Origin of the sequence: Achromobacter insuavis (assembly GCF_902859645.1) — a bacterium.
Taxonomy (GTDB): domain Bacteria; phylum Pseudomonadota; class Gammaproteobacteria; order Burkholderiales; family Burkholderiaceae_B; genus Achromobacter; species Achromobacter insuavis.
Genome location: NZ_CADIJR010000145.1, coordinates 1 through 6,746, shown reverse-complemented (window position 1 = coordinate 6,746; position 6,746 = coordinate 1). Strand labels below are relative to the sequence as shown.

Annotated in this window: 5 protein-coding genes; 4 read left to right on the top strand and 1 reads right to left on the bottom strand. The window is 69.3% G+C overall.

What is annotated here, in order from left to right; genetic code table 11:
* A partial coding sequence (locus H0523_RS31230; protein ID WP_180180287.1) for an outer membrane protein assembly factor BamD occupies positions 1-483 on the bottom strand: 483 nt, incomplete at its 3' end.
* Between the two features lie 231 nt (positions 484-714).
* Between H0523_RS31230 and tssJ the strand changes: the two genes are divergently transcribed.
* The 4 genes from tssJ to H0523_RS31210 form a co-directional block, all read left to right on the top strand.
* Complete coding sequence (tssJ, locus tag H0523_RS31225; RefSeq protein ID WP_082380481.1) at positions 715-1,290, top strand: type VI secretion system lipoprotein TssJ; 576 nt, start codon at positions 715-717, stop codon at positions 1,288-1,290.
* Between the two features lie 73 nt (positions 1,291-1,363).
* Complete coding sequence (gene tssK, locus H0523_RS31220) at positions 1,364-2,710, top strand: type VI secretion system baseplate subunit TssK (protein ID WP_054434061.1); 1,347 nt, start codon at positions 1,364-1,366, stop codon at positions 2,708-2,710.
* 59 nt (positions 2,711-2,769) lie between these two features.
* Entirely contained in the window at positions 2,770-3,549 is a 780-nt protein-coding gene (gene icmH / locus H0523_RS31215) for a type IVB secretion system protein IcmH/DotU (RefSeq protein WP_054434059.1), read from the top strand.
* Positions 3,550-3,574: 25 nt separating this feature from the next.
* Positions 3,575-6,746 (top strand): type VI secretion system tip protein TssI/VgrG (locus H0523_RS31210; RefSeq protein ID WP_180180286.1); only part of this gene is annotated, 3,172 nt, incomplete at its 3' end.

Below are 6,746 nucleotides of genomic sequence, written 5' to 3'. Positions count from 1 at the left end.
GGCGTCGTTGCGCGGCTTGGGCGGCGGACGCGTGCCGCGCGACGGCGGCTTGCGGCCTTCGGGGAACAGCACGTCCTGGCCCAGCGTCTCGCGCATGGAGGCGGCCAGCGCCACCGCGTCATTGCGGGCATTGCCGGCCAGCAGCGCATCGGCGCGCAGGTCCGCCAGCGATTGCATGGCGACCCGCAGGCCGCCCACGGCGCGCACCGTCTTGGCGGTGAAATCGTTCTCGTCGCGGCTCAGCGCTTCGTCCGCGGCGACGATGGCTTCCCCGTATTTCTGTTCATCAAAACGGATCTTGGCGATGTACGACCAGGGCTCGCCGCGCGAGGGATTGCGCTGCGCGATTTCCTGGAATTGGACCACGGCTTCATCGCCTCCCTTATTGGCCAATGTCTCGGTGGCCCGGGTGATCGATTGCTTGTATTCGGCGTCCGTCTGGGGCTTGCTGGTCGTGGCGCAACCGGCCATCAAGGCCACCATACCGCCTATGAGGAAATACCGGGAAAGTTGCATTTTTGGGGAACGTGTCCGATGTAACCAAGGGCCGCGTATTTCAACAACTTTTTGTTAGTACACCACTACAGTGCATTACGTCATGTAACTTGCCACGAAATGTCGCTCAACGTGCCGCCATCTGTATGTTGTCGCAATGATCCGGTATAAAGAGCCATGTCAAAACATCTCAATTTATCGCGATGCTTGGCGGCCTCGATGCTGGTCGCGGTGGCCCCGGTCATGACGGGTTGTGCAGCGGTTTCCGCCCTTGGCGCGGTCGCCGGAATCACCGGCACGGCACTCGATGCGGCGGGCCTGAAAAAGGACCCGAATGCGCCCACTGATGTGAAATTGGCGATACACGCCGGAGAAAATTTGAATGCGAGCAGCGGCCAGCCAACGGCTGTCGTTACGAAAGCATACTATTTGAAGAATGCCGAGGCATTTCAGCGCGCACCGCTCACGCAATTGGTTGATACTGAGCAGGAAAAGGCGGCATTGGGCGACAGTCTCATTGCTTCGCGCGAGATCACATTGACGCCCGGCCAGCGCTTCGAAAACGTCGAAAAAGTGCCGAAGGGCGCCACCTATATCGCCGTTGCCGCCTTGTTTTACGCACCCGCGCCACAGCGCTGGAAATACGTGTTCGAGGTCAAATCGGTCGAAGACAGCGGCATCGTCCTGGGCGCACACGCGTGCGCCATGACGGTCGCCACCGGCAAGATCGTGCTGCCGCCCGGCATGCCGGCATTCGATCCATCCAGGCTTGGCTCGTTGCAATGCCCTGACTGAATCCAGCGCTCGCCCTGGATCCGGTACGTGAAACGTCCTCTTCATATAGACACATAAACGAGAGCCCGCCAACGTGAGTTATTCAGCGAAGATTTTGTGGGGAGAGGGGCTGTTCCTGCGGCCCCAGCATTTTCAGCGGCAGGACGCCTACCATGAGGCCCGCCTGGCGGAAATGAGCCGCGCGCTGCACCCGTATTCATGGGGACTGCGCAGCGTGCGCTTCGATGCCGCGGCGCTCGCCAACGGCATGCTGCGCGCCACCGAGCTGTCGGCGATCTTCCCCGACGGCGAAATCTACAACGCGCCCCACAACGACGACCTGCCGCCCGCGGTGGCGCTGGACGGCCTGGACGGCGCCAGCGAAGCGGTGTTCTACCTGGCGCTGCACCCCATGAAGGACATCGGCGGCAATTACCGCGATGCGCAGCAGGCGGAAGGCTTCGACTCGCGCTACGCGCACCACGACCGCCCCGCCCCCGACCTGTACACCAACGCCAGCACCGCCGAACTAGCGTTCCTGCGCAAGAACGTGCGCCTGCTGTCCGAACACGAGCCGCGCGACGCGCTGCTGACCATCCCGGTGGCGCGCGTGCGCCGCACCGCCAGCGCGGGCTACGAGCTGGACACCAGCTTCATCGCCCCCAGCCTGACGGTGCAGGCCTGCGGCGCGCTGTTCGAGCAATTGCGCCGCCTGCTGGACGCGCTGCAGGCCAAGGTCAACGCGCTCTATGGCTTTCATCGCGAGCCGAGCAAGAACATCATTGAATTCCGCTCGGGCGACGTGGCCTCGTTCTGGCTGCTGCACACCGCCAACGAGGCCTACTCGGCGCTGTCGCACCTGTTCCACAACCCGCAGTTGCACCCCGAGCGCCTGTTCCAGGAAATGCTGCGGCTGGCCGGCGCGCTGATGACTTTCTCGAAGGTGCACACGCTGGCCGACCTGCCGGTGTATCGCCATGAACAGCCCGGCGCCGCGTTCGCGCAGCTGGACACGATCCTGCGCGACCTGCTCGACACCGTCATCTCGACCCGCTACTTCTCCATCGTGCTCGAGGAGCTGCGGCCGTCGTTCCATGTCGGCCGGCTCGATTCCGACAAGCTCGACGAAACCACCGCGCTGTACCTGTCGGTGTCGGCCGCGACGCCGGCCAGCGAACTGGCGGAGACGGTGCCGCTGCGCTTCAAGGTCGGCGCGCCCGACGACGTCGAGAAGCTGGTGCTGTCGGCCATGCCCGGCGTGCAGCTGGTGTACACGCCGCAGGTGCCGCCGGCCGTGCCGGTCAAGCCGGGCGCGTGCTACTTCACGCTGCAGACGCGCGGCTCGCTGTACGACCGCATGCTGCAGGCCCGCAGCATCGCCATCTACGCGCCGTCCGGCATTCCCGAACTGAAGCTGGACCTGATCGCCGTCACCCGCTGACCGGCGCCTGTCCATCCCCCGATCCGACGCAACCCCGACGCTTACCGAAAGAGCCCGCCATGAACGCCGCCGCGCCCTCTCTGATGCCCGGAGCCTCGCTCCCGCCCCGTGCCGCCGATTTCTATGGATCGCGCCCCGCCAAGTCGCTGCTGGACCTGCTGTACGACGGTTTCCTGATGCTGTTCCTGCTCAAGAGCGGCCAGGAACCGGCCAGCGCCGCCTCGTTCTCGGCGCGGGTGCAGCAGTTCCTGGCGGACTTCGAGCGCAGCGCCAAGAAGCTCGACATTCCGGCCGAGGATGTCTACGCCACCAAGTACGCCTTCTGCGCCGCGGTCGACGAGACCGTGCTGAACTCGCAGTTCTCGATCCGCGACGCCTGGATGCTGCAGCCCTTGCAGCTGACGTTGTTCGGCGAGCAGCTGGCGGGCGAGAACTTCTTCTCGCGCCTGGAAGACCTGCGGGCCCAGGGCGCGCCGCGCCTGCAGTCGCTGGAGGTGTTCTACATGTGCCTGCTGCTGGGTTTTCAGGGCAAGTACATGATCGAGGGCCAGGAAAAGCTCGGCTACCTGACCGCGCGCCTGGGCGACGAGATCGCGCTGCTGCGCGGCAAGCGCGCCGGCTTCGCGCCGCACTGGCCGCTGCCCGACAAGATCGCCCACACGCTCAAGCGCGACGTGCCGCTGTGGAGCATCGGCGCGCTGTTCGCCCTGCTCGGCCTGCTGGCCTACCTGGGCATGGCGCACTTCCTGAACGGCGACATGCAGACGGCCATGGCGCCGTACCACGACATCGTCAAGCTCGGGCCGCGCGCCGCCCACCTGACCATCTCGCTGCCCTGACGGCCCACCCACACCGCCACGCATCATGATCGATCGTTCCCCCCTGCCCGCCGGCTACAGCAGCCTGAACGTCGCCGCCCTGTCCCAGAACGCCCGCCTGCTGCAAGCGCGCACGCCGCTTGGCGACGCGCTCGTGGTCGAGCGCATGCGGCTGCGCGAAGGCGTCTCCGAGCTGTTCGCCCTGACGCTGGACTGCCTGGCCTCGTCCGCCGAACTGGACGTCGAGCCGCTGCTGGGCAAGGAGATCAGCGTCAGCCTGCTGCTGGCCGATGGCAGCCAGCGCCGCTGGCATGCCGTGGTCGAAGGCGTCGATGCGCTCGGCGCCGACGGCGGGCTGGCGCGCTACCGCCTGCATGCCGCGCCCTGGCTGGCGACGCTGCGGCTGCGGCGCGACAGCTTCCTGTTCCAGGACAAGTCGGTCACCGACATCCTGACCGAGATTTTCGCCGACTACCCGCAGGCCTCGTACGCCTTCGACATCGCCGAGCCGCCGGCCGCGCAGCCGGTGCGCACCCAGTACCGGGAGACCGACCTGGACTTCGCGCTGCGGCTGATGGCCGAGGCCGGCCTGAGCTTCCGCTTCGACCACCAGCAGGATGACGGCCAGTCCGACGGCTCGGGCGGCGCGCGCCACCGCCTGGTGGTGTTCGACGCCGGCGTCGCGCAGCCCGACAATCCCGCTGCCTCGTTGCGCTTTCACCGCAGCGACGCCACCGAGGCCGAAGACAGCGTCACGCGCTTCGGCGCGGCCCGCGCCGTGCGGCCCAACACCGTCACGCGCGTGGCCTGGAACGACCGCGCCCTGCTGGCCCATGGCGCCCAGGCGCAATCGGCCCTGGACGCGGGCGCCGTGCCGGCGCTGGAGGACTACGACTACGACGGCCACGGCCGCCATCGCGACGACGAAGGCGCCGAACGCCTGGCCGCGCGCGGCCTGCAGGCGCACGAAGCGCGCATGCTGCGCTTTGACGGCGGCGGCACCGCGCGCCAGATGATGCCCGGCCACGTGTTCGCGCTGACCCAGCACGACCGCTACGCGCCCGGCGCGGGCGGCGCCGCCGATGAGCTGGCGGGCAATCGCTATACGCTGCTGCGCGTCGAGCACGAGGCCGCCAACAACCTGGGCAGCCAGGCCGCCCAGGTGCTCGGCGCGGCCGACCTGGAGCGCGGCGCCTACCGCAACCGCTTCGACGCCCAGCCCGCCACGGCGGCGCTGCTGCCGGCCTGGCGCGCGCGGCCCACGGCTCCCGAGGGCGTGACCGCCGTCGTCGTCACCGCCCAGGACGCCACGGTCACCACCGGCCGCGACCTGCGCGTGAAGGTGCAATTCCCGTGGCAGCGCGGCCAGCGCCCGTTGCAGGGCGGGCTGCCCCATCGCAGCCATGGCGACGACGCCGGCAATGCGCCGGGCGACGACCGCTCCGGCGCCTGGCTGCGCGTGGCCGGCGCGCAGGCCGGCCCCAACTGGGGCGCCCACCACCTGCCGCGCCAGGGCACGGAAGTGGTGGTCGAATTCCTCGATGGCGACATCGACCAGCCCGTGGTGGTGGCGCAGCTCTACAACGACAGCGACCTGCCGCCCTGGACCGCGGGCGTCGACGCCGACGCCAACCATCCCGGCACGCTCAGCGGCTGGCACAGCCAGGGCCTGGATGGCCAGGGCCACAGCCAATGGCTGTTCGACGACACCGCCGGCCAGGTGCGCACGCGCCTGTCCAGTTCCATCGCCGCGTCGCAACTGGGGCTGGGCTACCTGGTCAAGCAGGGCGCCGACGAAGCCTCGCGCGGCCAATGGCGCGGCACGGGCTTCGAATTGCGTTCCGACGCCTGGACCGTGGTGCGATCCGGCCAAGGCATGCTGCTGTCGGCCAACGCCCGCGAAAGCGCCGCCTCGACCCAGGCTGACACGCGGGAAGCGCTGGCCCTGATGCGCGGCGCGAAGAACGCCGCGCAACGCATCAGCGACGCCGCCACCCAACGTCAGGCGCGGCCGCTGGCGGCCAACAGCGAATACGACGCGTTGATCGACGCGGTCGATCCCAAGGCCGCGGGCCGCTACCCCGGCAGCGTCGGCGGCCAGCAGGCGGTCAAGGCCAGCGGCGGCGAGCGCGGCGGCAGCGACCCGGTCGAGCGTATCGACGGCGCGCGCATGCTGATCGACGCGCCCTCGTCGATGAACCTGTCGACGCCCGCGACGGCGATCCTGCATGCCAGCGAGAACCTGCATGTCACGGCCCAGGCCGATGGCCACGTGGCCGCGCGCCAGACCTTCGCCAGCGCCTCGGGCCGCTCGACCAGCCTGTTCGTGCAGGACGGCGGCCTGCGCGCCATCGCGGCCAACGCGCCGGTGTCGATCCACGCGCACACCGACATGCTGGAGATGCTGGCGGGCCAGGACATCACGATCACCTCCACCACCGACGGCATCGAGATCCTGGCGAACCAGCGCATCACGCTGCAGGCCGCCGGCGGCGCCATCGTCATGGACGGCGGCGACATCCTCTTCAAGGGCCCCGGGATGTTCTCCGTGAAGGGCGCCTCGCACAACCTGATCGGGCCGGCCAGCGATGCCGCCGCCCTGCCCGCGCTGCCGTCCAGCCAGGTCGGCGACCCGATGCTGGTGACGGCCGAACTGGTGCATCGACCGGCCGCGATGAAGCAGGCGCTGGCCGCTTCCGGCCAGGCGCTGAACGCCGCCGGCGCATCCGACGCGATGGCCGCGGCGCCGGCCGCCGCCGAGGGCGCCGCCCTGGGCGGCATCGGCTCGGCCCTGGCCAGCGGCGCCAGCGCCCTGTCCGGCGGCCTGACAGCCGCTTCCGGCATGCTGGACAAGGCCAAGTCCATGGCCGGCGCCGCGCTCAAGCCCATACAGGATCTGGGCGCGATGGCCGGCAAGGCCATGGGCGCCGTCACCGAGGCGGGCTCCGGCCTGGCCTCCGGCGTGGCGGCCAAGGCCGGCGGCATGGCGCAGTCCGCGGTGGGCGCGGTCACGCCGTCGCTGATGAGCGGCGGCACTCCGTCATTGATGGGGCGGGCCGCCTCGATGGCCGGCAATGCCACGCAATCCCTGGTGAGTGAAGGCGCCGCGTCCCTGACGCAAGGCGCCGGCGGCGCGCTCGCCAGCGCCCTGCCCATGCCCGCGGGCCTGGCCAACGCCGCCGGCGCGGTCTCGCAGGCCGGCGCCATGGCGGACCAGG

Bases quoted from the DNA above. Each gene is read 5' to 3' on its own strand.
- icmH (WP_054434059.1), top strand. From the start codon at position 2,770: ATGAACGCCGCCGCGCCCTCTCTGATGCCCGGAGCCTCGCTCCCGCCC.
- tssJ (WP_082380481.1), top strand. From the start codon at position 715: ATGCTGGTCGCGGTGGCCCCGGTCATGACGGGTTGTGCAGCGGTTTCC.